This is a genomic window from Kribbella sp. CA-245084, from assembly GCF_050942355.1.
Classification (GTDB): Bacteria; Actinomycetota; Actinomycetes; order Propionibacteriales; family Kribbellaceae; genus Kribbella.
Genome location: NZ_CP192053.1, coordinates 6,124,792 through 6,146,273, shown reverse-complemented (window position 1 = coordinate 6,146,273; position 21,482 = coordinate 6,124,792). Strand labels below are relative to the sequence as shown.

General features: G+C 65.3%; 17 protein-coding genes and 1 pseudogene. 4 read left to right on the top strand and 14 right to left on the bottom strand.

Annotated features, from left to right (window positions below; genetic code table 11):
* Positions 1 to 66 precede the first annotated feature (66 nt).
* Positions 67 to 1,041, bottom strand: coding sequence for a helix-turn-helix domain-containing protein (locus tag ACQPYH_RS29165; RefSeq protein ID WP_432877649.1), 975 nt, complete (start codon positions 1,039 to 1,041; stop codon positions 67 to 69).
* Positions 1,042 to 1,157: 116 nt separating this feature from the next.
* Here ACQPYH_RS29165 and ACQPYH_RS29160 point away from each other — a divergent pair, with 116 nt between their 5' ends.
* Positions 1,158 to 4,472, top strand: coding sequence for a S8 family serine peptidase (locus ACQPYH_RS29160; protein WP_432877646.1), 3,315 nt, complete (start codon positions 1,158 to 1,160; stop codon positions 4,470 to 4,472).
* Positions 4,473 to 4,647: 175 nt separating this feature from the next.
* Here ACQPYH_RS29160 and ACQPYH_RS29155 read toward each other — a convergent pair whose 3' ends face one another.
* Positions 4,648 to 5,331, bottom strand: a complete 684-nt coding sequence (locus tag ACQPYH_RS29155; RefSeq protein ID WP_432877643.1) for a hypothetical protein — start codon at positions 5,329 to 5,331, stop codon at positions 4,648 to 4,650.
* 80 nt (positions 5,332 to 5,411) lie between these two features.
* Between ACQPYH_RS29155 and ACQPYH_RS29150 the strand changes: the two genes are divergently transcribed.
* On the top strand, positions 5,412 to 5,639 hold the full coding sequence (locus ACQPYH_RS29150; RefSeq protein WP_130450165.1) for a hypothetical protein: 228 nt from the start codon (positions 5,412 to 5,414) through the stop codon (positions 5,637 to 5,639).
* A 184-nt stretch (positions 5,640 to 5,823) separates the two neighbouring features.
* Here ACQPYH_RS29150 and ACQPYH_RS29145 read toward each other — a convergent pair whose 3' ends face one another.
* The 12 genes and pseudogenes from ACQPYH_RS29145 to ACQPYH_RS29090 all read right to left on the bottom strand — a co-directional run bounded on the left by ACQPYH_RS29145 (position 5,824) and on the right by ACQPYH_RS29090 (position 19,339).
* Positions 5,824 to 6,996: a tyrosine-type recombinase/integrase gene (locus tag ACQPYH_RS29145; protein ID WP_432877640.1), complete on the bottom strand. Its 1,173-nt coding sequence runs from the start codon at positions 6,994 to 6,996 to the stop codon at positions 5,824 to 5,826.
* A gap of 468 nt (positions 6,997 to 7,464) precedes the next feature.
* Positions 7,465 to 7,806, bottom strand: coding sequence for a hypothetical protein (locus ACQPYH_RS29140; protein ID WP_432877638.1), 342 nt, complete (start codon positions 7,804 to 7,806; stop codon positions 7,465 to 7,467).
* A gap of 10 nt (positions 7,807 to 7,816) precedes the next feature.
* Positions 7,817 to 8,104 (bottom strand): hypothetical protein, encoded by a 288-nt coding sequence (locus ACQPYH_RS29135; protein ID WP_432877635.1) that lies wholly within the window; start codon positions 8,102 to 8,104, stop codon positions 7,817 to 7,819.
* 30 nt (positions 8,105 to 8,134) lie between these two features.
* Entirely contained in the window at positions 8,135 to 8,701 is a 567-nt protein-coding gene (locus tag ACQPYH_RS29130) for a carbohydrate ABC transporter permease (protein WP_432877633.1), read from the bottom strand.
* A 172-nt stretch (positions 8,702 to 8,873) separates the two neighbouring features.
* Positions 8,874 to 9,026: pseudogene (locus ACQPYH_RS29125) on the bottom strand (transposase); the annotation flags it as partial.
* A 296-nt stretch (positions 9,027 to 9,322) separates the two neighbouring features.
* Positions 9,323 to 11,113 (bottom strand): beta-glucuronidase, encoded by a 1,791-nt coding sequence (gene uidA, locus ACQPYH_RS29120; RefSeq protein ID WP_432877630.1) that lies wholly within the window; start codon positions 11,111 to 11,113, stop codon positions 9,323 to 9,325.
* 94 nt (positions 11,114 to 11,207) lie between these two features.
* Complete coding sequence (locus tag ACQPYH_RS29115) at positions 11,208 to 12,983, bottom strand: sulfatase (protein ID WP_432877628.1); 1,776 nt, start codon at positions 12,981 to 12,983, stop codon at positions 11,208 to 11,210.
* Between the two features lie 104 nt (positions 12,984 to 13,087).
* Positions 13,088 to 13,996 (bottom strand): ABC transporter permease, encoded by a 909-nt coding sequence (locus ACQPYH_RS29110; RefSeq protein ID WP_432877625.1) that lies wholly within the window; start codon positions 13,994 to 13,996, stop codon positions 13,088 to 13,090.
* A gap of 2 nt (positions 13,997 to 13,998) precedes the next feature.
* The gene (locus tag ACQPYH_RS29105) at positions 13,999 to 14,937 is read right to left on the bottom strand and encodes an ABC transporter permease (protein WP_432877623.1); all 939 of its coding nucleotides are present in this window, start codon (positions 14,935 to 14,937) and stop codon (positions 13,999 to 14,001) included.
* A gap of 1 nt (position 14,938) precedes the next feature.
* Positions 14,939 to 17,020, bottom strand: a complete 2,082-nt coding sequence (locus ACQPYH_RS29100) for an ABC transporter ATP-binding protein (RefSeq protein ID WP_432877620.1) — start codon at positions 17,018 to 17,020, stop codon at positions 14,939 to 14,941.
* A gap of 41 nt (positions 17,021 to 17,061) precedes the next feature.
* Entirely contained in the window at positions 17,062 to 18,417 is a 1,356-nt protein-coding gene (locus ACQPYH_RS29095; RefSeq protein WP_432877617.1) for an ABC transporter substrate-binding protein, read from the bottom strand.
* A gap of 319 nt (positions 18,418 to 18,736) precedes the next feature.
* Entirely contained in the window at positions 18,737 to 19,339 is a 603-nt protein-coding gene (locus ACQPYH_RS29090) for a PadR family transcriptional regulator (RefSeq protein WP_432877614.1), read from the bottom strand.
* A 317-nt stretch (positions 19,340 to 19,656) separates the two neighbouring features.
* Between ACQPYH_RS29090 and ACQPYH_RS29085 the strand changes: the two genes are divergently transcribed.
* Positions 19,657 to 19,818: a hypothetical protein gene (locus tag ACQPYH_RS29085; RefSeq protein ID WP_432877611.1), complete on the top strand. Its 162-nt coding sequence runs from the start codon at positions 19,657 to 19,659 to the stop codon at positions 19,816 to 19,818.
* Between the two features lie 1,034 nt (positions 19,819 to 20,852).
* Positions 20,853 to 21,302, top strand: coding sequence for a hypothetical protein (locus tag ACQPYH_RS29080; RefSeq protein ID WP_432877609.1), 450 nt, complete (start codon positions 20,853 to 20,855; stop codon positions 21,300 to 21,302).
* Positions 21,303 to 21,482 lie beyond the last annotated feature (180 nt).

The following is a 21,482-nucleotide window of genomic DNA, read 5'->3' as shown; positions in this document are numbered from 1 at the left end:
ACTCCGAGTCTGACTGCGGTAGGGCCTTTCCCGACAGGGGGTTTTCCCCGGATCGACCCTGAACGGTCAGATCCAGCCGCGGCGGGCGGCGTGAAACCCGAGCTGGAGGCGGGTGTCTGCGGAGACGAGGTCCATGAGCGCTCGTACGCGGCGCTGCACCGTACGCATCGACAGGTTGAGCTGGTTGGCTACTGCCTGGTCGGTGAGGCCTGCGAGGAGTAATCCGAGGATGCGCGCATCCAGGTCGGGCAGTCCGTCCGTGGGGCCTTCCACCATGCCATTCGTGCCCAGTACGAGCGGGAGCCCGTCACGCCACACACGGTCGAACAGAGCGAGCAGTGCGTCGAGCATGCCGCTGCTGTGCACGATAAGCGCACCGATGCTGCTGCCGGCCCCAGACAGCAACGGCACCAAGGCAATCCGCCGGTCCACGATCAGCAGCCGCATCGGGAGCTCTTGTACGACGCGGACCTCCTCGCCGGCGTTCAGCGAATCAGATGCAGCAGCGAAGAACCCGGGGCGGTTGAACGCGCTCCGCTCGATCAGCACGCGGTACCGCACTCCTCGGGTGACCGCGGCGTCCTCCTCCTTGTTGTCCTCCGGTGGAACGACGGCGATCTCTGCCTTGACGAAGCCGAGCACCTCCTCCCGCGCTGACATCTGCAGCTGTGCGAATCGCTGCCCGACCGCATTGGCTCCGCGCACCACGTCCACCACATCGCTGACCGACCGCTCGGTGTCCGTACCGCGGTAGACCTCTGCCAGCGACTCGATCTCGCGCTGCGCTCTTCGCAGCTCCTCCTCGCGTTGCACCGCCAGCGCAGACAGAGCGACCGACGGCGGCGAGGCGACGTACCGGTCCGAGCTGCCACTGGACCTCGCAGCCAGGCCGAGCGTCTCCAACGCGGTCAGCGAGCGGGCGGCCTCGATGGGGTGGCAGCCGAGTCGGGCGGCGAGCTCGGCAGCGTCGTACGACGGCACCTCGACGAGGGCGCGGTACGTGAGTTCTTCGGAGTCATCCAGTCCGAGCACGTCGAGCACGATGCCTCCCGGTGGGCGGGGGAGTGGGAGTCAGAGCCTGGCGGGTAACCGCATTGTCGCAATCTTGCCATCACCTGCCCATCCTTCGCTGGCGGTTTTACGATGAACTCGTCCCCATGCGCAAAGCCTTCCTAGGCGTGGCTCTCTCCGCCCTTCTCGTCCTCCCAGTCACTCCCGCGGCAGCAGCGCCGCCCAAGCCTTCCCTCCCGGTCCAGGTCGACGGCACCAAGTCCGTCACGCTGATCACCGGCGACAAAGTGCAGGTGTCTCCGGCCGGCTCCGGCCGCAGCAACGTGCGCTTCTTCCCTGTCAACACAGCAGACTCCGGCTACGAGACAAGGACAGTCGGCAAGGACCTGTACGTCGTACCCGATAGCGCCGCCCGGCTCGTCAACAGCGGCAAGGTGGACCAGTCGCTGTTCAACGTGAGCGGTCTGATCCGGCAGGGCTACGACGACTCGTCCACTGACCAGATCCCTGTCATAGCGACCTATAAGCCGACCCGCGCCACCCAGCAGGCTGTGCCCGCAGGCTCCACCCGCACCCGGGCGCTGCCGTCTGTGAGTGCAGCGGCGTACAAGACCGACAAGACTCGAGCGCACGACACCTGGCAGGCTCTGTCGACCGGACGGGATGTCCAGAAGCTCTGGCTCGACCTGAAGGTTCACAAGACCCTCGACCAGAGCGTTCCGTACGTCGGAGCCCCGCAGGCCTGGGCAGCTGGGTACGACGGCACCGGTACGACGGTCGCCGTGCTGGACTCAGGTGTCGACGCAGAACACCCGGACCTGGTCGGCGCGGTCAAGGAGCAGAAGAACTTCACCGACAGCCCGGATGTAGCCGACCACGACGGTCACGGCACCCACACGTCTTCCACAGTCGCCGGTCGCGGTGTCGCCTCGAACGGCCGCAACAAGGGCGTCGCACCAGGCGCACAACTGCTGTCCGGCAAGGTCTTGAACGACTCTGGCAGCGGTGACCTCTCCTGGATCATCGCCGGCATGGAATGGGCCGTTGCCGAAGGCGCCGACGTGATCAGCATGAGCATCGGTACGTCGGAGCCGGTCGACTGCACCGACCCGATGGCGGCCGCCGTCGACCGGATCAGCGCCGAGTCCGGCGTACTGTTCGTCGTTGCTGCAGGCAACCTTGGCGGGCCGGCCGAGGCGATCACCAGCCCGGGCTGTGCCGCTTCTGCGATGACCGTGGCAGCGACCGACCTGACGCAGACCACCGCGGACTTCTCCAGCCGCGGCCCGGTACTCGCGAATCATGCCGTCAAGCCCGACATCGCAGCGCCCGGCGTGGACATCACGGCCGCACGGGCAGGCGGGCGTGGCGACTCGGCGTACATCGACATGAGCGGTACGTCGATGGCCACGCCGCATGTTGCCGGTGCGGCGGCGATCCTCAAGCAAGAGCACCCGACCTGGACCGGTCAGCAACTGAAGGCAGTCCTGCAGAACTCGGTGCGCGCGGAGAGTAAGGTCGGCATCTACGAGCAAGGCGCCGGCGAGCTCAACGTCGCACAGGCAGTGACGCAACAGGTCACTGGTCCGGCCACCACCGATCTCGGCACGTTTGCCTGGCCGCACACCTCCGGCCAGAAGGTCACCAAGCAGCTCACCTACCGCAACGACGGAACAGATCCCGTCACGTTGACTGTCACGGCCGATGCCCGCGGCAACAACGGGAAACCGTTGCCCTCGTCCCTGATCACCTTCGGCAAGTCGCTCACGATCCCTGCGGGCGCCACCGCCGACCTACCGGTCACCATCGATCCGTCCCAGGCGATCGACTACGGGCTGTACGGTGCGATCAGCGCCCGCGTGGTTGCCAAGAGCAACAGCGGCGAGACCGTCGTGACCCCGCTCGGGTTCTACCTCGAACCGCAGTACGTCGACGTCACGTTCAAGCTGATCGACCGCGACGGGAAGCCGGCCACGTCGATCTCCTCGCTGGACGTCTTCGATCTCGACAGCATCGCCGCACAGCGGGTCGGTTTCGCCGGCGCGGACCAGACGTTGCACCTGCGAGCAGGCACCTACTCGTTGGCCGCCACGATCGCGCACGACGGCACCGACGGGTTCGTCGACTCGTACGCTTTCCTCGGCGATCCCGAGCTCACACTCACGAAGAACACCACGATCACGTACGACGCCCGCACCGCCGCTGAGGCGACCGTGACAACCGACAGGCCGACGCAGCGCAAGGCCGGCAGCCTGACCTACGGGCGGGTCATCGACAACTGGATCCTGTCGTCGAGCCGCAGCTACGGCACCACGGTGAAGTCGATCTACCTCGGTACGACGTCAAAGGCACGCCGCGGGACGTTCGAGGTCGTCGAAGGCTGGCAGTACGCATCGCCGGCCGGCGCGAAGTCGCCGTACCTCTACAGCCTGGCGTTCACGCATGAGCAGCAGGTGAAGGGCAAGCCGACGCATCGGGTCCGCGACCGCGACCTGGCAACGATCGACGCGACGTACTACACACCAGGCAAGGACTACACCTACTCCGAGTACGTCGACGTGTGGCGACCGTGGAGCATCAACCTGATCCCGACCGGCGATCGCGGATCGGTCGCAGCCCCGACGCGCGTACAGCACCTCGTCACGGCCGACAAGGACACCAAGGTGTCGCAGATGGTCGGGCACGCGGACTCGATGGCGTGGCCGTTCGCAACGCTGATGACGTCGACAGCGACGGCGTACAAGGCGGGAAGCCGGCACAGCGAGAGCTGGTACAAGGCCGGGCTGCGACCGGGGCTGGTGACCGATCAGACGACCGGGCAGAAGTACGCACCGGCCGCACGTGACGGCAATACGATCTGGAGCAACTTCGCCAGCTGGGCGGACACGCAACCGGGTCACTTCTCGTCACAGGGCTTCCTCGACCTCGGCGGAACCGAGCTGTTTGCGAACGGGGTCTCGCTGGGGGAGTACGGGTACTACGGCCAAGGTGTGTGGGACGTGCCGGCCGCGGCGACCGATCTCGAGCTGAAGTACAACCTGATCCGCTGGCAGCGCGGCGACTACAAATGGGAGTCACCGTCAACGGTCGAGACGCGGTGGCAGTGGCGCAGTTCCTCGACGGACGCGGGTAAGCCGCTGCCGCTGCTGTTCCCCGACTACGACCTGCCCGTCGACCTGCACGACCGTGCACCGCGGGTGCCGGCGTTCCCGGTCACGATCACCGCGGAATCGGGCCAGTGGTACAGCGCCGGCCGCTTCGCGTCGGCCCGGGTTACTGCGTCGTACGACGACGGCGCGACGTGGACCACTGTCCCGACCATCAACCTCGGCACGAAGGCGATTGCGCTGGTCAACAACCTGAAGGCGACGTCGTTCGTCACGCTCAAGGTCGAGCTGACCGACACCCACGGGAAGTCGGTGACGCAGACGCTCAACCACTTCTATCCGGTGGTGAGTTAGAGGGTGCCGGACCGGGAAGCGCCTCACGGCGCGTGGCCGCTCGTAGCGGCTTAATTTGGGACCCGGGGCTTGCACCGGCCCGACACCTCGAACAGTGTAACCGGTGCCCAAACCCCTTGTCCTGTTGGGATCTCGGGCCGCGAGACCGTATAACATCCGAACGCGCCGGACGCAACTACCACAAATGTCCGGCGCGTTCGGCGCGTGCCGCGGTCTGCAACTGATCTGCGGTCTCGACCAGTTTCGACGCGGACAGCACCCGGTCGTGGCCGTCGTCCGCGAGGTGCGCCCGCCCGGTCGCGACGATCCGCGCGAAGGCGGCCGCGCGGTCCAGCGTGGTGGCGAAATCGCCGGTCGCGACACCCCGCAGTACGGCGTCGACCATGTCGCGGACCTCGGCCGGACCGGGTGGTTCGGCGACGCCCGCGACGGCGGCGTGCACCTCGGCGTACTCGCGGCCGGTGGCGAACTCGCGGGACACCTCTTCGGCGTTCGAGTGCACCCACGAGCGCAGTACGTAGAGGCGCCAGAGTGCACCGGGCAACGAGTCGGCGGGGGAGTCGGACCACAGCTCGGCCAGCTCATCGAGACCGTACTCGTCGGCGAGCTTGACCACCCGGGCGTGCACCTCGGCGTCCTCGGACTTGCGCACGCCGCGGACCAGCAGCTCGGCGGTCCGGTGCGCGGCCTCGGTGACGGTCGCCGGATCCGCTGCACCGGGCAGCGACTCGAACAACTTGTTGCCCGGCAGGATCGGACGGCGCGGGTTGGGGGTGGTCACGGCGTCCATGGTGCCTGACCGGGCGAACCGCCGCATGCCGACGCGACCCGGGATGCCGAAATGCGTTTGTCCGTACATCTGGAAGCGGTGGCCCCGTACCGTCAAGTTCTGGCGCGGAGTGGGCGATGTGACGAAGTTGAGCGCATACTGGAGATCTGATGGAGCCTTCTCGCGCGACGACGCGTCGTCACCTGTCCACGAGTCCTTTCACCCCCCGGACCACCGCCCCGGTCAAGACGTTCGAGGCTGGTGACCGGGTATCCCACGACAGGGAGGGCATCGGCCGCATCAGCGCGGTCGAGGGCACTCATGCTGTGGTGGTCGACCTCGGCGGCGGCAGGCTGCTGCGCGTCATGTCGCCCTTCGACAAACTGCATACGCTCTGACCGGCTGAGGTCAGTACGCTCGACCCATGGCGGGTGCGGGGAAGCCGAGTGGCAAGCTGGCCAAGAACGTCGTCAACTTCGCCACTTGAACTTCCTGATGGACCGGACATGCGGCCTTGGGACGAGTTTGCGCAGGTCAGAGCCCTGGCTTCGAGGTTCTCGGGCGCCAGCCCGGAGACGTTGGCTACAGCCCAGGCAGGCCCAGTTCCGTGTCTGTTCCGTCGGCTGCGATCGAGAAGAGTGGGCTGAGCCTGTTGTCGATCGCTTTCCGGGAGCGCTCGTGGGACGAGGGCAGGAGGTGTGTGTAGAGGCGTAGCGTGAATCCAGGGTCCGTGTGACCGAGGTACTCGGCAAGCTCCTTGATGTTGACCCCGTCAGCTAGGGAGACGCTCGCGTAGTAGTGGCGCAAGGCATGCATGCCGACATCACGATTCGTGACGTACTTGAGGTCGTGCCGGGCGTTCCGGGTCGGCATCGGGATCACACCGGCATGGGCGAGCGCAGGCTTCCACACGTACTCGTCGTACCCGCGCGCGTGGATCTCGAGGTCGTCTCGCCACCGAAAGAGGAGCTTGACTGTCAGCGGTGGCCCGTCTACGCGCTCCCACGGCAGAGTGTGCGGCCGTGGCTCGGTTTCACCGATGTGTGCTCGCAGGACCTCGGCAGCTCCTTCGGACATCGGCACCGTTCGCTCCTTGTCGTTCTTCGGCAGCGCGAAGATGAGGTGTTTGCCGAGTTTCTTCACCTGCCGGCGAACGTGGATGACCTCCTCGTCGAAGTCGATGTCCTCCTCCGCGAGTCCGAAGAGCTCTCCCTGACGCAGTCCAGCCGCCGCGCCGACGATCGGGATCGGACGATAGCTCGCAGGGTGCTCCTCGACGATCCGGAGCACGACCTCGTCGGCCCAGACGGCGACCTTCTTGACGCGTGGGATCGGTATCCGTACTGATCCGGCAGTGGCTGGGTTGCGCTTGATCGCCTCGTCGTCGACCGCGAGTTCGAGCGGGCCGTTCAGCACAATGAACGCGTTGCGTGCTGTTCCGGGGCCGAAGCGTGACTCTAGGTCGGCGACCCAGGTCGCGATCTCGGACGGTTTGATGCTGCCCAACTGACGGCGCCCGAACACCGGGTTGACATGGAGCCGCAGCGAGGACTCGTACTTGATCGCCGTGTTCGGATCCACGATCCGCGACGCCAGCCAGCGCGCGGCGAGATCAGCGAAGCGAACTTGGCCGGCTTTCGGATCGACGTACTGGCCGCGAGCGCTGTCTGTCTCGATCGCGTTCGCATGTCGTACCGCCATGACCTTGGTGTCGAAGGCCTGCGACTTCTCCTCCCCGTTCGGGTCGTGCCACACGGCAAGCCACCTCTTGCCTCGCCCCCAGCGGCTGTTGCGCTCCCGCTTGATCGTCCCGTCAGGCTGCTTGACAGCCTTTGTCCACAAATCTTTCGCAAACGCCACGTGTCGGCCTCCCAGTCGATGGACAGCATCGATCTGGTCAACGCATGAGAGCCCGAAGCTTTCGGCGCCGGTCAGACTGACCCAAGAAGCCATAGGCAATGGCGCGCATCACCCAGGAAGGTCACACAATCGGCGCGCAGAGACTCTGCACCTACGGGGCGACCCGCCAAGGAACTCGAACTCCGAATCCGCTGATTTCCGGCCCGAGCTGATCGTAGTTCGTGGTTGTTGAGTGACATTCCTTGAAGGTAGGGGATTCTGGTCTCTGCGTGGTCGTACGGGTTGTCATTGTTGTCCGTTGATTCTGTCCATTGAGGTGTGTAAAGAGGTGCCCTGTTGTTCTGTGGTGGAGTTTGCGAAGTGCTAGGCGGTGAGTTGGTCCAGGTGGGTTTCGACCCAGGTGCGTAGGGCGGCGATCAGATGCGCGGACAGCGGGCGGTCGTCGTACTGACGCCGATCGACGATCACATACGTCCACGGGAAACGGGCCGCGGCGGGCGGGATGGCCCCGACCAGCGCGATGGGTACGCCGGCCTCGAGCGCTGCCTTGAGCGTCGGCTCGAGCCAGGGACCCCACTGTGGACAGACGATGACCAGGTCGACGTCTTCCAGAAGGGTCTCGCTGTCCGGTGGATCGACCTCGGCCGCGGAACTCGACCAGCACAGACGGCCGTCGGGGGAGTCGACCAGGAGGCATCGGTTCACGACGTCGACCTCAGGACAGGCGGACAGGTCGATACCGGCCCGGTGCAGCTGGGAGATTCCGGTGACGCGTCCGTTCGTGCGGGGCAACGGGTGCCAAAAGCCGCACTGCTGCGCCGGACTCCGCTGCTACCAGTGCGACGGTCGGCGCCGATCCGCCGGGCAGCCAGCCGCCGTCGGTGAGCAGACCGCGGTCGGCCAGCGGCCCGTCGTCCAGCAAGCCGACCTCGTGGGGCGCCGGCCGGCGATCGGCCCGGGCGATCAAGTCGGTGTGTGCGGCGTTGCCCATGATCAGAAGCATCGGTTTCTCCTGGAAGGTATTGTCGCTCGGCTACTTCAGGCCGCTGGCGGTGACGCCTTGCTGGTAGAAGCGCTGGAGCAGCAGGAAGATCACGACCACCGGACCTGCAGCGATGAGCGACATCGCGAACAGCGTGCCGTAGTCGATCTCGTTGGGATTGATGAGGTTGACGATGCCGACCTGAGCCAGCTGCCGGCGTGGGTCGCTCATGATGATCAGCGGCCAGAGGAACGAGTCCCAGACGTAGATGAAGGTGGTCAGCCAGACGGTCACCATGGCCGGCCAGACGTTGGGGATGATCGCGTGCCGCAGAATCCTCGGCATGCCACCGCCGTCGACCATCACGGCCTCGTCGAGAGATCTCGGGATGTCGGCCATCGCCTGCCTGAGGATGAAGGTCGCGACCGGACCGGCCACCCACGGCAGGAGAAGACCCCAGAAGGAATTGAGCTGGCCGAGCTCCTTGACGATCAGGAACAGCGGAACCGCCAGCGCCTCGAAGGGGATGAACATCGTCGCGATCAGGAGGTAGAACACCACACCCCGGCCGCGGAACGTCATACGCGCGAGTGGGAACGCAGCCAGCAGTGCAAGCACGACCGTAAGACTGGATTGGACGAGCGCGAGCAGCAGCGTGTTGAGCACCTGCTTGACGAACTGTGGCTCGTGCAGGGCCGTGGAGAAGTTGTCGAGGGTGCCCGGGATCGGCAGGAACGTGCGGAGGTTGAGGGTGCCGCTGTACCTGAAGATCTTCCCGTTGGGCCGCCCCAGGCAGGTTGGTTATGCGGGTGATGGTTGCCACGTGCAGAGCGCGGTTGAGGCGCCGATCGCCGCCCCTGTTGAACCGGTGTCGGATCGTGTTTGCAGGGGATGCGGATATCGGGTTTGCTCCGGCCAGGCAGGCGAAGGCGGCGTGACCTCGGTGCGGCCAGTGGCGTCAACAACCTGTTCCGCACGGTCGGCGGATCGCCTCCCGGCCAACGTCCGCGACGCCTTCCGGGAAACAGTGGCCGACGGCACCACCACCGCATACCTCTGGGCGCGGCCGTCGCCCTGCTCGCCGATTGGAGTGAGTGGCTGTCGGCTGGGGTCTCGCTCACCAACGTCGTGGGTAGCGAGTGCGTGTCCGTGCTAGGTATCTCCGACAGGTGTGGGGAGGCCCTGGTGTTTCTGAGCGTGCGAGCGTTGGGCCGGATATGCCGCACCGGAACTCACCGGTCAGAGGTCATCTTGGGTCTGTGTGCGCCACCGTCGGCGCAGGGCGAAGGCGGCGGCCTTAGGCCTACGGTCTCGGGTGAAGACCCCCTTCTTGTTGCCGCCGACACGCATGATGCCTGACGTCGTGGCGAAGTCAGCGAAGTTCCACACCTGCTCACCGACGACGGCGTCGATCCGATCGAATACCCGGTGGTTCATCTCCAGATAGGCGACCTGGTATTCCTCGGTCCAGGGCTCGTCGCCGATCGCGTGGAGGCCGGCCAGGGTGTCGGCACCGTACTCGGTGATGATGATGGGCTTTCCGTCGCCGGCCCAGGACTGGAGTTCCTGCGTCCATGCGAGTTCGGCTGCCGCCAGGTCGCCGGTGTTCACGTACCACCCGTAGTAGCGGTTGAGCATGAGCACGTCGGCGAATGCGGAGACGCGGCATCGGCCGTGCGGGGCGAGCATGACGTTGACGAATCCGACCGGGCGGGTCGGGTCGGCGTCCCGCGCGACCTCGAACAGCGGACGGAAGTAGTCCTCTGCGCCGGCGGTGTCGGACTCCGGCTCGTTGGCGATGCTCCAAATGGCGACGCTGGGATGGTTCTTGTCTCGCGTGATGAGTTCCCGGATCGCTTGGGCGTGTACCTGCTGAGTCGCCGCGTTGACGGTGTCGGGTGAGTAGGTCTGGTACCCCTGGCCGCCGAAGACCCCTCCTCCGATGGCCATGTTCAAGCCGACGGCTGCGGTCTCGTCGATAACGACGATGCCGTGACGGTCAGCGTAGTCAAGGACGTCCTCGGAGTAGGGATAGTGAGAGGTTCGGAAGGAGTTGGCACCGATCCAGTCCAGGAGGGCGAAATCGTGCACCAGATGGGCGTCGTTGTGGCCCTTGCCGATCACGGCGATGTCTTCGTGCTTGCCGAAACCGGTGAAGTAGAACGGCTGGTCGTTAATCAGGAACCGGGCCCCGTCGATGCGGACGGTGCGGATGCCGAGGCTCTGGTGGTAGCTGTCGACCGTCTCATCGTCCGCAACCAGAGTGACCTCCAGGTCGTAGAGGTACCCGTCGCCTGGGCCCCATGGGTGCACCTCGGGGACGATGAGCCGTCCCGTGGCGCCTGTAGCGCGAGCCACCTCTTGACCGTCCGCATCCCGCAGGATGACGGCTACCTCCTGGCCCGGATCTGCGTGGGCGACGACGTCGTAGGTCACGGTACCGGTGGAGCCGGACAGATCAGTGACCGCCGTGATGTCGTCGACGTACGACGTTGGAGTCGAGTGCAGCCAGACGGTGCGGTGCAGGCCGGCGTAGTTGAAGAAGTCGTGCCAGTAGCGCTGCCGCTTACCAACCGGGGTGTCCTCGATGATGCCGGGTGGGATGGACTGGAACGTGAGCGTGTTGTCGACCAGGACCGTGATCCGGATCTGCCGGCCGGGCGCTACATGCAGACCCACCTCGGCCTCGAACGGTGTGTAGCCGCCTTCGTGCTGGGCGACCTCAACGTCCTCGACCCATACTCGAGCGCGATGGGTGGCAGACTCCAGGTGCAGAAGGATGCGCTGACCGTCCCAGCCGCGGGGGATGCGGGCGTGCGTCTGGTACCAGACGTCGCCGCAGTAGTCGCGTACGGCCGGGTCAGCGGCAACATCGTTGAAACTCGCAGGGACGGCCATCTCGCGGGCCTGGTCGAGCCGGCCGGCGAACCAGCGCTCCTGGACGCCGATCCGCTGCGGGTCCAGCCGAAAGGCCCACAGGCCGTTGAGCGACCTACGCTCTCGGGTGATGGTGTCCTGTGGACGAAGCATGAGGGCCTCCGCGGCTCGATCCTGGGTTTGAAATTGACACGCTGCATCCCAATCCGGACGGCATGCGGCTGTATTGACTTGTTGGCCTGGTCTGTCAGGAGACTTCGGCCAGCTGGTCAGCCATGGCTGAGAGGTTCTTGGCACTCAGTACGCCGGGGGCAAAAGCGGACAGGTCATAGGGCGACATCCCGGCCAGGAAACCGAACATGGGTGTCGTGTCCAGGCCGGGTAGGTATTGGTCGACGATGCTCTGGCCGACGGTGTCGGCAATGAGTTGACGCAGTGGGGTCAGTGCGCTGAGCCGTCCGGCCGGCAGTTCGTCCCGGTCCGGGATGCGTTGGGAGACCTCGGCGGCCAGCCCGGATTGGCGGCGGATCAGCAGATGCTCCGGAGCGACGTCGCCGGTCGCAGGCAGACCCAGCCGCTGATACTGCTCGGGTGGTGCGCCGTGCCGGCGCATGGTGTCCACCAGAAGCTGGGCCATCCTCTGCTCGAGTTCGTCGTCCTCCAAGGGCCGGTCCTGGTGGGGGTCAGTCTGTAGGTCGAACAACAGGGAACCGAATCCGTGCGTGTTCAGCCTGGCGTTGACCGGGACCTTGAGCACGGGATAGCCCTCGTAGATCGCGGGGTCGCGCATCAGCTCGGCCCGCGCGAGTTCCGCGGTGCGGAACCGTCCCACCATATGGGTGGGCATCAGGGTGTAGTCGTGTAATGGGCCGTTGGCCGGTGTCGCGCTGGCCCGCATGTAGACGTACCGGCCGTCGGTGACGCTCACATGACCGCCGTGGATACCGAACAGCCCGGCATCGTGGACCGGGGTGTCGTGAGCGATCGTGTCGCCAAGGGCTCGGCCGGTCATGGTGGCTGGTGGGGTGAGTCCGAAGAAATCGAGCAGCGTGGGGGCGATGTCGATGGTCTGTACCAGGCTTGACCGGCGTACCCCTTGCTGCCGGCTTCGTGGGTCCCAGATGAACAGTGGAAGGTGGATGACTTCCTCGTACCAGGGTTGGACGTTCTTGGCCCACCAGCCCTTCTCGCCAAGGAAGAACCCGTGGTCGGTACCGACGATGAGCATCGTGTCCTCCCACATGTTGTGGGCGTCCATCAGGTCCAGAACCCGGCCCAGCGAGTTGTCGCACATGCTCAGCAGCGCGGCGTACTGGTACCTGATGTGCTCCACGGCCTCGGGCCGTTCGGTCACTTGGGAATAGTTGGGCCAGTCGAAGTGAGGCCCGTCGTAGGCGTCAGGGTAGAGGTCCTTGTACTGCTTGTAGGTGAAGAAGGGCTCGTGCGGGTCGAAACCTTCGATCTGGACCATCCACCGGTCCTGGTTGACGTTGGTTGAAATGAAGTGCAGCCCGGCGTCGAAGGTCCGGGTCTGAGGATGGTTCTCTTCCTGCTCCAGGTAGCCTCGGTTGACCCAATCCTGTTTCCAGTGCTCGGCCTTGTGCATCGGGACGAACTCGTCGGGGTAGTCGGGCTCGGCAACGTGCCCCTTCCAGTTGTCGCCTTCTTGGCCACGGAAGAACTCCCAGGTGTTGAAGCGCGTGTGGTAAGTCGCGCCGCCGTCTTCGAAATAGTGCTGGTGGTCAGTAGCGAGATGGGTGTGTACGCCGCTCTGCTTGAGCAGTTCCGGCATCGACTCGTCGTGGGGTTCCAGCGGTCCCCAGCTGCGGTGCAGGAAGTTGTAGCGGCCGGTGTGCAACTCGCGGCGGGCCGGCATGCAGGGCATGCTGCCGCCGTAGCAGGTGTCGAAGGTGGCCGTTCGCTGGGCCAGCCGGGCGAAGTTCGGGGCGTGGACCCAGTTGTTGCCATAGGGCGGCAGGAAATGCCGGTTCAGAGTGTCGAACAGGACGTAGATGGCGCGCATCGAGACTCCTTGCGTGTGCGACGGGGTTGCGTCGCGTCGCGCTGACTGTGGTGATCGAGCTCGTCCCGGGGCTGACGCAGGTCCGGGACGACGAGGTCTGGCGGTCAGGGTGTCCTAGGATCAAGCGCGTCCCGGGCGGCGTCCGCGCAGAAGTTCAGAGCGAGGACCAGCCCGGTGATGGCCAGGCCCGGGAAGACGCCGTACCACCATCCGGTCGACAGGTAGCTGCGGCTGTCCGCCAGCATGGCACCCCAGGATGGTGCTGGCGGCTGGAGGCCGATGCCGAGGAAGCTGAAGGCCGATTCCAGCAGCACCGCGAGGCTGAAGGTAAGGGCAAGCTGGACCACCATCGGGCTCAGCGCGTTCGGCAGCAGGTGTCTGAGGAAGATCCGGGCGGGTCGCAGTCCTTGGGCGTGAGCGGCTTCGATGTAGCCACGTTCGAGCTCGGCCAGGACGGCTGCATAGGCGACCCGGGCCAGGCCCGGTGCCGATGCGAGGCCGACAGCGATGGAGGCAATGGCAACGCTGCTGCCGAACGCGGCAGCCAGGGTCAGGCCGAGCAGGATTGCTGGGACGGCGAACACCCCGTCCCAGAATCTCATGATGATGCCGCCCACCCTGCCCTTGAGGTAGCCGGCGAGCATGCCGGACAGACAGCCGAGGACCAACCCGACCAGGACAGCACTGATGCCGACGGTCAGCGCGGGGCGGGTGCCGTAGATGATCCGGGACAAGACGTCGCGGCCCAGGGGGTCCGACCCGAGCAGGTACCCGCCGCCGAGCGGATGCAGGGCGATGGACGGGTTGGTGGCCAGGGGATCCTTGGGGCTGATCAGTGGGGCGAAGATGGCGGCCAGGATGTAGAGACCCAGCAGGGCGGAGCCGACCAGTCCGGCGGGCTGTCGGATGAAGCGACGGGCCGCCCGCCGCATCGGAGACTTGGTGGCCTGGATCGGGGCGCGGGGCCGCTTGTCCTGGTGGGGCGGTGTCGCTGAGGGGATCGGGTTGGACATGGCTACCGCCTAATCCGAGGGTCGACCAGGCCGTAGGCCATGTCGACCAGCAGGTTGATGAGGGTAAAGGCGCCAACCAGAACCAGAACCACGCCTTGGACCACGTTGTAGTCGCGGTTGCCGACGGCCGAGGTGACCAGCTGGCCCATGCCCGGGCGTGCGAAGACCTGCTCGATGATGACGGTGCCGCCGAGTAGGACGCCGAACTGGATGCCGACAACGGTCATGGTTGGGATCAGGGCATTGCGTAGTGCATGTTTGACGATGACAGCCCATCGTGGTGCACCTTTGGCGCGGGCGGTGCGCACGTAGTCGGCGCCGAGTTGCTCGAGCAGCGAGGCTCGTACGAACCGGGCGATGACGGCACCGATGGTGATACCGAGAACCAAGACCGGCAGGATCATCGACTCGACGGCTGCCCCCGGGTTGTCGAGGATGCTGGCGTAGCCGCCGGTGGGGATCCACTTCAGTTTGACCGAGAAGAGGATCAGCAGCAGGATGCCGAGCCAGAAGTGCGGGATGCCCAGCAGTCCTGCGGTGGCGTAGCCGATGAAGACGTCGGCGGTCTTCCGGGCCTTGACAGCGGCCAGAGTCCCGACGGAGACGCCGGCGATGATGGCGATGATCATTGACCCTATGACGATCTGCAGGGTGGGCTGCAGGGCCTGGGAAATCAGCTTGCCGACGGGGAGGTTGTAGATCACCGAGCTGCCGAGGTTTCCGGTGAGGATGTGGCCGAGCCAGTGGACGTACTGAGCGATCAACGAGTCGTTGAGGCCGTACTGCTGGCGGATCGCAGCGAGAATCTCAGGGGTGGCGTCGGGGCCTGCCAGCGCTGTCTCGGGCCCTCCGGGCACGGAGTGCAACATGATGAAGAGCACGGTTGTCACGCCCCACATGACCAGGACCGCCTGCAGCAGACGCTTCAGTACGTACCGCATGTCAGAGCCCTTCGGGGAAATGGCAGGCGAAGTTTCGTCGGTCCGAGGGGACCGGGGAGAGTTGCAGCGGTGGCTTTTCCAGCCGGCAGAGGTCCTGGGCTTTGAAGCACCGGTCATGGAAGGGGCATCCGGGCGGGGGATTCGCCGGGTCGGGCGGGTCGCCCTGCAAACTCACCCTGGTCTCATTCGCGCCTGGCTGCCATCCGGGGACGGCCTGCATGAGCACCTTGGAGTAGGGGTGTGCGGGTCTGTTGAAGATCTGGTCCGCCGGTCCGTATTCCACGATGTTGCCCAGGTACATGATGGCCACGTCGTCGGCGATGTTGCGTACGACGGCCAGATCATGAGTGATGAGCAAGTAGGCCATGGCCCGTTCCCGCTGCAGTGTGTCGAGCAGCGTCAGAATCTGCGCCTGCACCGAGACGTCGAGTGCCGAGACCGGCTCGTCCAGGACCAGCACCTTCGGCTCGACACCAATGGCTCGGGCGATGCAGATGCGTTGCCGCTGTCCCCCGGAGAACTCGTGAGGAAACCGTGCGGCGTACTCCGGGTGCAGCCCAACGGCCTGGAGCAGCTCACCAACTTTGGCCTTCTCTCCTCTGCCGAGCAGGCCATGGATCCGCATCGGCTCCGCAATAGCTTCGTGGATGGTCTTGCGGGGATTCAACGAAGAGTAAGGATCCTGGAAGACGATGGTCGCGTCGGTGCGGAAGTCCCTGAGCCGGCCTGGGCCGAACCGCATGACGTCCTGACCGGCGAATTCGATGCTCGCCGTCGTGGGTTCGATCAGGCGCAGTATGGCTCGAGCCGTGGTCGACTTGCCGGACCCCGACTCGCCAACCAGAGCTGTGGTGCGGCCAGGAGTCAGGTCTAGCGAGACCCCGCTGGCGGCGTGGACTGCGCCTGGTTGTTTCCGCAACCCTTTGCGGCGCAACGGGAAGTTCTTGCTCAGTTCGCGAACGACCAGTGTGGGTTCGACCGTGCTGGTGTCGGGCCGATCGGCCGCGTGGACTACCTCCAGCGGCGGTGGAAGTTCGTCCGCGAAATGGCACGCCGCCAGATGATCGACCGGTACCTGCTCGCCGGCAGGAGAGGGACGATGGCTCAGCAGCGGGACGGTGGTTCGGCACTCGCTACGGCCCTGCGAGCGGCCGCATCGTGCGGCGAACGCGCAGCCGACGTCGGCCTCGTTGGGCCGGGGCGGCGAACCAGGGATCGGCACCAGCTTGATCCGAGCCGACAGGCTCGGCCGGCAGCGCATCAGGCCTACTGTGTACGGGTGCTGCGGGGAGCCGAGAACCTCGGCCGTGTCTCCAGTCTCGACGATCCTGCCGTTGTACATCACCGCCACTCGGTCCGCGTGATCGGCGATCACCCCGAGATCGTGGGTGATCAACAACAACGCCGAGTGGGTGGTCTCCCTGGCCAGAGCCAAGGCATCCAGGACCTGAGCCTGGGTCGTCACGTCCAGCGCCGTGGTGGGCTCGTCAGCAATGAGCAGGTCCGGGTCGTTGCTGATGGCCATGGCGATCATCACCCGCTGGCGCATCCCTCCGGAGAGTTCGTGCGGGTAGGACCTCAAGCGCTGGCCGGCGGCAGGGATGCCGACCGTCTTGAGCAGCTCCTCACTTCGGCCGAGTGCCTGCTGCTTCCCGACGCTCTTGTCGTGCAGGCGGATCGCCTCGACAAGTTGCGCTCCGATGGTGACCACCGGGTTGAGGGAGGTGAGCGGGTCCTGGAAGATCATTCCGATCCGGGAGCCGCGGATGCTGCACAGGTGCCGCTCCGACACCGTCAGCATGTCGTGCTCGTCGAAGCGGATGCTGCCGCCGGTGACCGAGGCGGCCGTCGGCAGCATCCGCATCAGGGCGCTCGCGGTGATGCTCTTGCCTGAGCCCGACTCGCCGACCAAGCCCAGCACTTCGTTGCGCTGGATGTGCAGATCGACGTCCTTGATGGCGGTGAAGGTTCCGCTCTCGGTCTTGATGTCCACAGACAGGCCGGAGACCTCCACCATCGGCCGGTCGTGCGGACCGGAGCCAGTGGGGAAACCGGGCGCCGGCAGCGCCGCGTCCTGAATCATCAGCTGTCCTCGACCTTCGCTCGCCTGCGGTCCGAAGCTGGTCACTTCGCGGAGACACTGTTGTAGGTGATCAGCCCGTCGCCGAGCGCCTTCGGCGCGGTGTACTTCGGGCTGTACATGAGGACCGAGGGAATCGGGGCGACCGGGAACATGAACGCCTGCTGCTGGACGAACTGGTCGATCGCCTGGTACTTGGAGATGCGGGCGTTCGGATCCAGGTCAACGGCAGCCGCCGACACAATGCTCTGGTAGTCCTTGTTGTCGTAGCGGGAGGCGTTGCCGACTGGGCGGAACGGGAATGCGGTGAACAACAGCGCTGGATCGCTGTTTCCGAAGTTGTAGGCGTGGGCCAACAGTTCGGGGAAGCTTCCGGTGGACGCTTCCTTCGACCATGAGGCCGTGTCGATCTGATGAATCGTCAGTGTGACCCCGACCTTGGCCAGGTCTTGTTTGTAGACCGGCAGGAACTGGGTAACGGGTAGCACGGCTGGCGCGTCGATGCTGATCGAGAGGTTGTTGACGCCTGCCTGGGCAAGCAGGCTCCTGGCGGTGTCCAGGTCCAGCTTTCCGCTGTTCCCGGAGTCGCTGTAGGCAGGTGAGGATGGCGGGAAGATCGAGTAGGCCGGCTTGACCAGGCCGCCAAGAATTGAGCTGGTGAATCCGGCGCGGTCAAAGGCCAGGCTCAGCGCTCGGCGTACTCGGGGGTCGTCCAGCGGCTTCTTGGTCGTGTTGATCAGAATGTCCTGGTTGCCGCCCACGGCCAGGTTGACACTCTGCATTCCGGCCGCCTTCAGTCCGGCGATCTGCTGCACAGCCGGGTTCGTCATGCCGATCGTGTTCGACTGCAGTGCGACCGCCGCAGTCGAGGGGTCAGGGTAGTTCTGGAAGGTCAGCGAAGACAGCCGTGCGGCGTTGGCCTTGTCCCAGTACTTTGGGTTGGCGACCAGCGCGATCGAGGTGCCTGCGGTCAACTTGGAGACCATGAACGGGCCGGTGCCGATGCCCTTGTCGGGCGCGTCGGGCTTGACCATCACGGCGCCATCGAGGAGACCGTAGATGGAGGGCATCGGCCGGGGGAAGGTGAGCTTGACCGTGAGGTCGTCGACCTTGGACGCAGTCACCTGGGCCCACTGAGCGATCCCTTGGGCTCCGGTTGTCGGTTTCTTCATCCAGTTGATGTTCCAAAGCACCGCGGCGGCGTTGAAGGGAGTCCCATCGGAGTAGGTGACGTTGGGTTGCAAGGTGATCGTCAGGGACTTGCCGTCCGCGGCCAGGTCGGTGGATTTGGCGAGAGTGTTGACGAACTTCCCGTCCTGCAGGGTGACCAGCGGCTCGTAAACGGAGCGGACCCAGGCCGCGGTCTCGGTACCGAACGGCTGCGGGTTCAGCCTGGTCACCGCGGCATTGACTCCGACAATCAGTGACCCCCCTTGAGTTGACGAGCCCGAGTCTGAGCCCGAGCACGCTGCCTGGCTCAACAGAAGGCCGGCGACGACAACGGCGGTCGTCAGCGTGCGGTACCGGCAGGGCAGGTGTAGCGAGGTGAAAGACTTCATGACGATTCCCACTTTCGGCGCATGCCGCAGCGGCGATGCGCGCGGTCGCGGCGTGAGTTTGCGGTTGATTGGAGGATGCGAAAACGCCCGGCGGGTTCGATGCTTGCGCCGCCTGGGAGAGCCGGCAGCCTCTGGCGATCGGCTGCGTCGGGTACGAGTGCTACAGGTCAGCGCTTCCCGGTGACCGTTTGAGATCCTGGAAGGTCTCACCGAACTCGAGCTCGGCGAGGATCTCGGTGAGCCATTCGATCCACACGTCGATGGATCGGGCGCCGACCTCGTGACCACGGTCGTTCAACCATGTGAACAGCTCTGGATTGACTCCCTCGATCGGATCGGTGGGCCCGATCCGTCGATCCCGCGTCCGGCCGGTGCGGACTTGCTCGCGGCGCGCCTCAAGCTCAGTGCGGACGACGCCGACGAGCGATTCAGGGTCGACCGCGCCCCCGAGCATGAACCGGATACCGAATTCCGGGTCCTGATGCCGGGTGGAAGGGATGTACGGGCCGGCCGCCCAGTCCCGGAGCGTCTTCTCTCCGGCTGGGGTGAGCCGGTAGACCTTGGAGTCCGGGCGCCCGGAAGCCTCGACGACCGTGAACTCGATCAGACCTTCATCGGTGAGCTTGGCCAGAAGTCGGTACACCTGGCTCAGGTGGACCTGGTTGCGGATGAAACGACCTTCACGCTCCATCCACCGACCGAGTTCGTATCCGCTGAAGGGACGCTGCCCAAGTAATCCCAGCACCACGACGTCGAGCTTCATCGTTCGGCCCCAATCCGTGTCGTCACACCTACTGGACGGCGAAGACGCGAGCGTACGGGTTGTCCGGTTCGGGCGTCTTAGTCAGTAGTTGCTATATGCGTTTTACCTGTGTGCAATCGCATATAGCCTGCGTTGACGGTGACATGTGCTACCACCCCTGTCAAGAGACGGCGCCACCTGGATTTGTCCACCGATGCGCGGGCATGCGGCTGGGCGGGAATGGCCCGCAGGCGTCGGGGCGAGCACCAACGGCACACGGGGCAACGACAAGCGGCGATTCATCAGCTGCTCAGGTGGATGCGGATGATCCTGGAAGCGTGATCAAGGCGACCGACGTGCGAGTCGTCAACGCATCCAGACCGCTCATCAGTTCGACGGACAAGTACATGACGGCCGATCGAACGCCGCTGCCGCGCGTGCCAGCGAGGACGTTCGACTCGCTCTTTCTCCCGCCGGACATTGACGGCCCGGCGCTGTGACCGTTGAGGAGTTGACGACGCGATGGGAGCCAGCGAGACGGTCGCCGCCCTGCGGCGAGCACGTGAACTACAGGCGAGGATCGAGGCCGCAACCGGTCGCACGGTCGGGGCACATTCGGCCTACCGATCCGCGAGCTGTGACGGTTGGTGAAGGCGGATCGTGAAGGCCATGCCGACGGCGGAATGCGAGAGCGTGCTGGGGATCTGATGTCGGCGCTTGATTCTGATCCTCTGTGGGACGTCGACCAGGTCGCCGCCTATCTCAACGTGCCCAAGCGGGCGCTCTACGGGTGGCGGACCCTGGGCTACGGTCTGCCAGGGAAGAAGGTCAGTCGACACCTCCGCTACCAAGCGAGCGAGTCTCCGCTGACCTCGCGTCGTCTCTTAACCAGGCCGCGCCTCTGGCCGCACCTCAGCGTGCCGCAACCTGAGGGACGTCTCGTGGGACTCCTCCTTGATGCCGATTGCAGTCTGGATGTTGAGATGTTGCACGTCATTCAAGCTATTGGTCGGGTCGTGGGGAGGGGCCGCTGTTCTTGCTCGCGTCGGCGCTGGGTGCTGGTGCGGATCTTTTGGCGGCGCAGAACGGGAGTACCTGGGTCGTCATGGATGACGTCGAAGCGGTCGAGGCTGCTCGTGCAGAGGTGGCGATCATCGCGGGGATGGGTGCTCGCGCCGCGATCGCTGCCTTGGCCGCCGGGCGGATGAGGTCGAGGGCGCGCAGTGGGCTCTTGTACGAGCATCTCGTCAACGTGATTGGAGAGCTCGAGCCACTGTGCGAGCCGGGCGTCTCCGAGCTCGGCAGCCTCGGTGGCCCGGCGACGCGCTTGCCGAGGGAACCGACGACGAGCTGTCGCGGACTTCCCGCTTGGCGGACTGGCAGGTGGCCATGAGGCGACGTCGCCGCGGACACTTGGTCGAATCTTGTTGATCATCTGCGGTCGGAGGGGTTCAGCCACGCGACGATGGTGCGGGCTGGGTTGATGACGTGGACCTCCGACGGGGATGCGACTGATCGCTACCGAGATCAGCCCATGCTCATCGCTCGGAACGACAAGTTGTCGCCGGTGGGGTTCATGGGGATCGGGCCGGACGGGCGGGCGCGTTCGTTGACCCCGGACACGGCGATCCATCGGCCGTCGAACGTCCTAGTGGGTATCGAGGAGCAGTTGGAGCTTCTGCGTGCCGGCGCGGCTCCAGTGATCGTTGATGGTCCGGTTGATGCGATCGCGGTGGGGGAGCTGGGCGGTCAATGGGCGGGTGTTCCGGTCTGTGGCACCGGGTTGTCGAGCGCGCAGGCACGAATGTTGCGCAAGTTCAGCATGAGTGACACCGCGGTCGTGGTTGTCAGCGGCGATGACCAGGAGCAGAAGTTGAGCACCGGGTACATGCTCGATCTGGCTCTGCATTTCGACCGGGTTCGCGCCTTTGAGCTGCCGTGCAGCCTGAGGGAGTTCGTGTCGGTCGAGGACGGACGGGCGTAGTTGCTTGATGTCGACGACTGCTTGTTGCGCGTAGGTTCTCATCGGGCACCATCCCTCTCGCGCTGATTAAGGTGCGCAATCAGGTGCGCGAGTAGCTCTGCTTCCCGAACTGATGGTGAGCCAGCCGAAGCCCTACCCTCTCGTGCCGCGAACTGATTGATACGCGTGAGGTGATTCCGG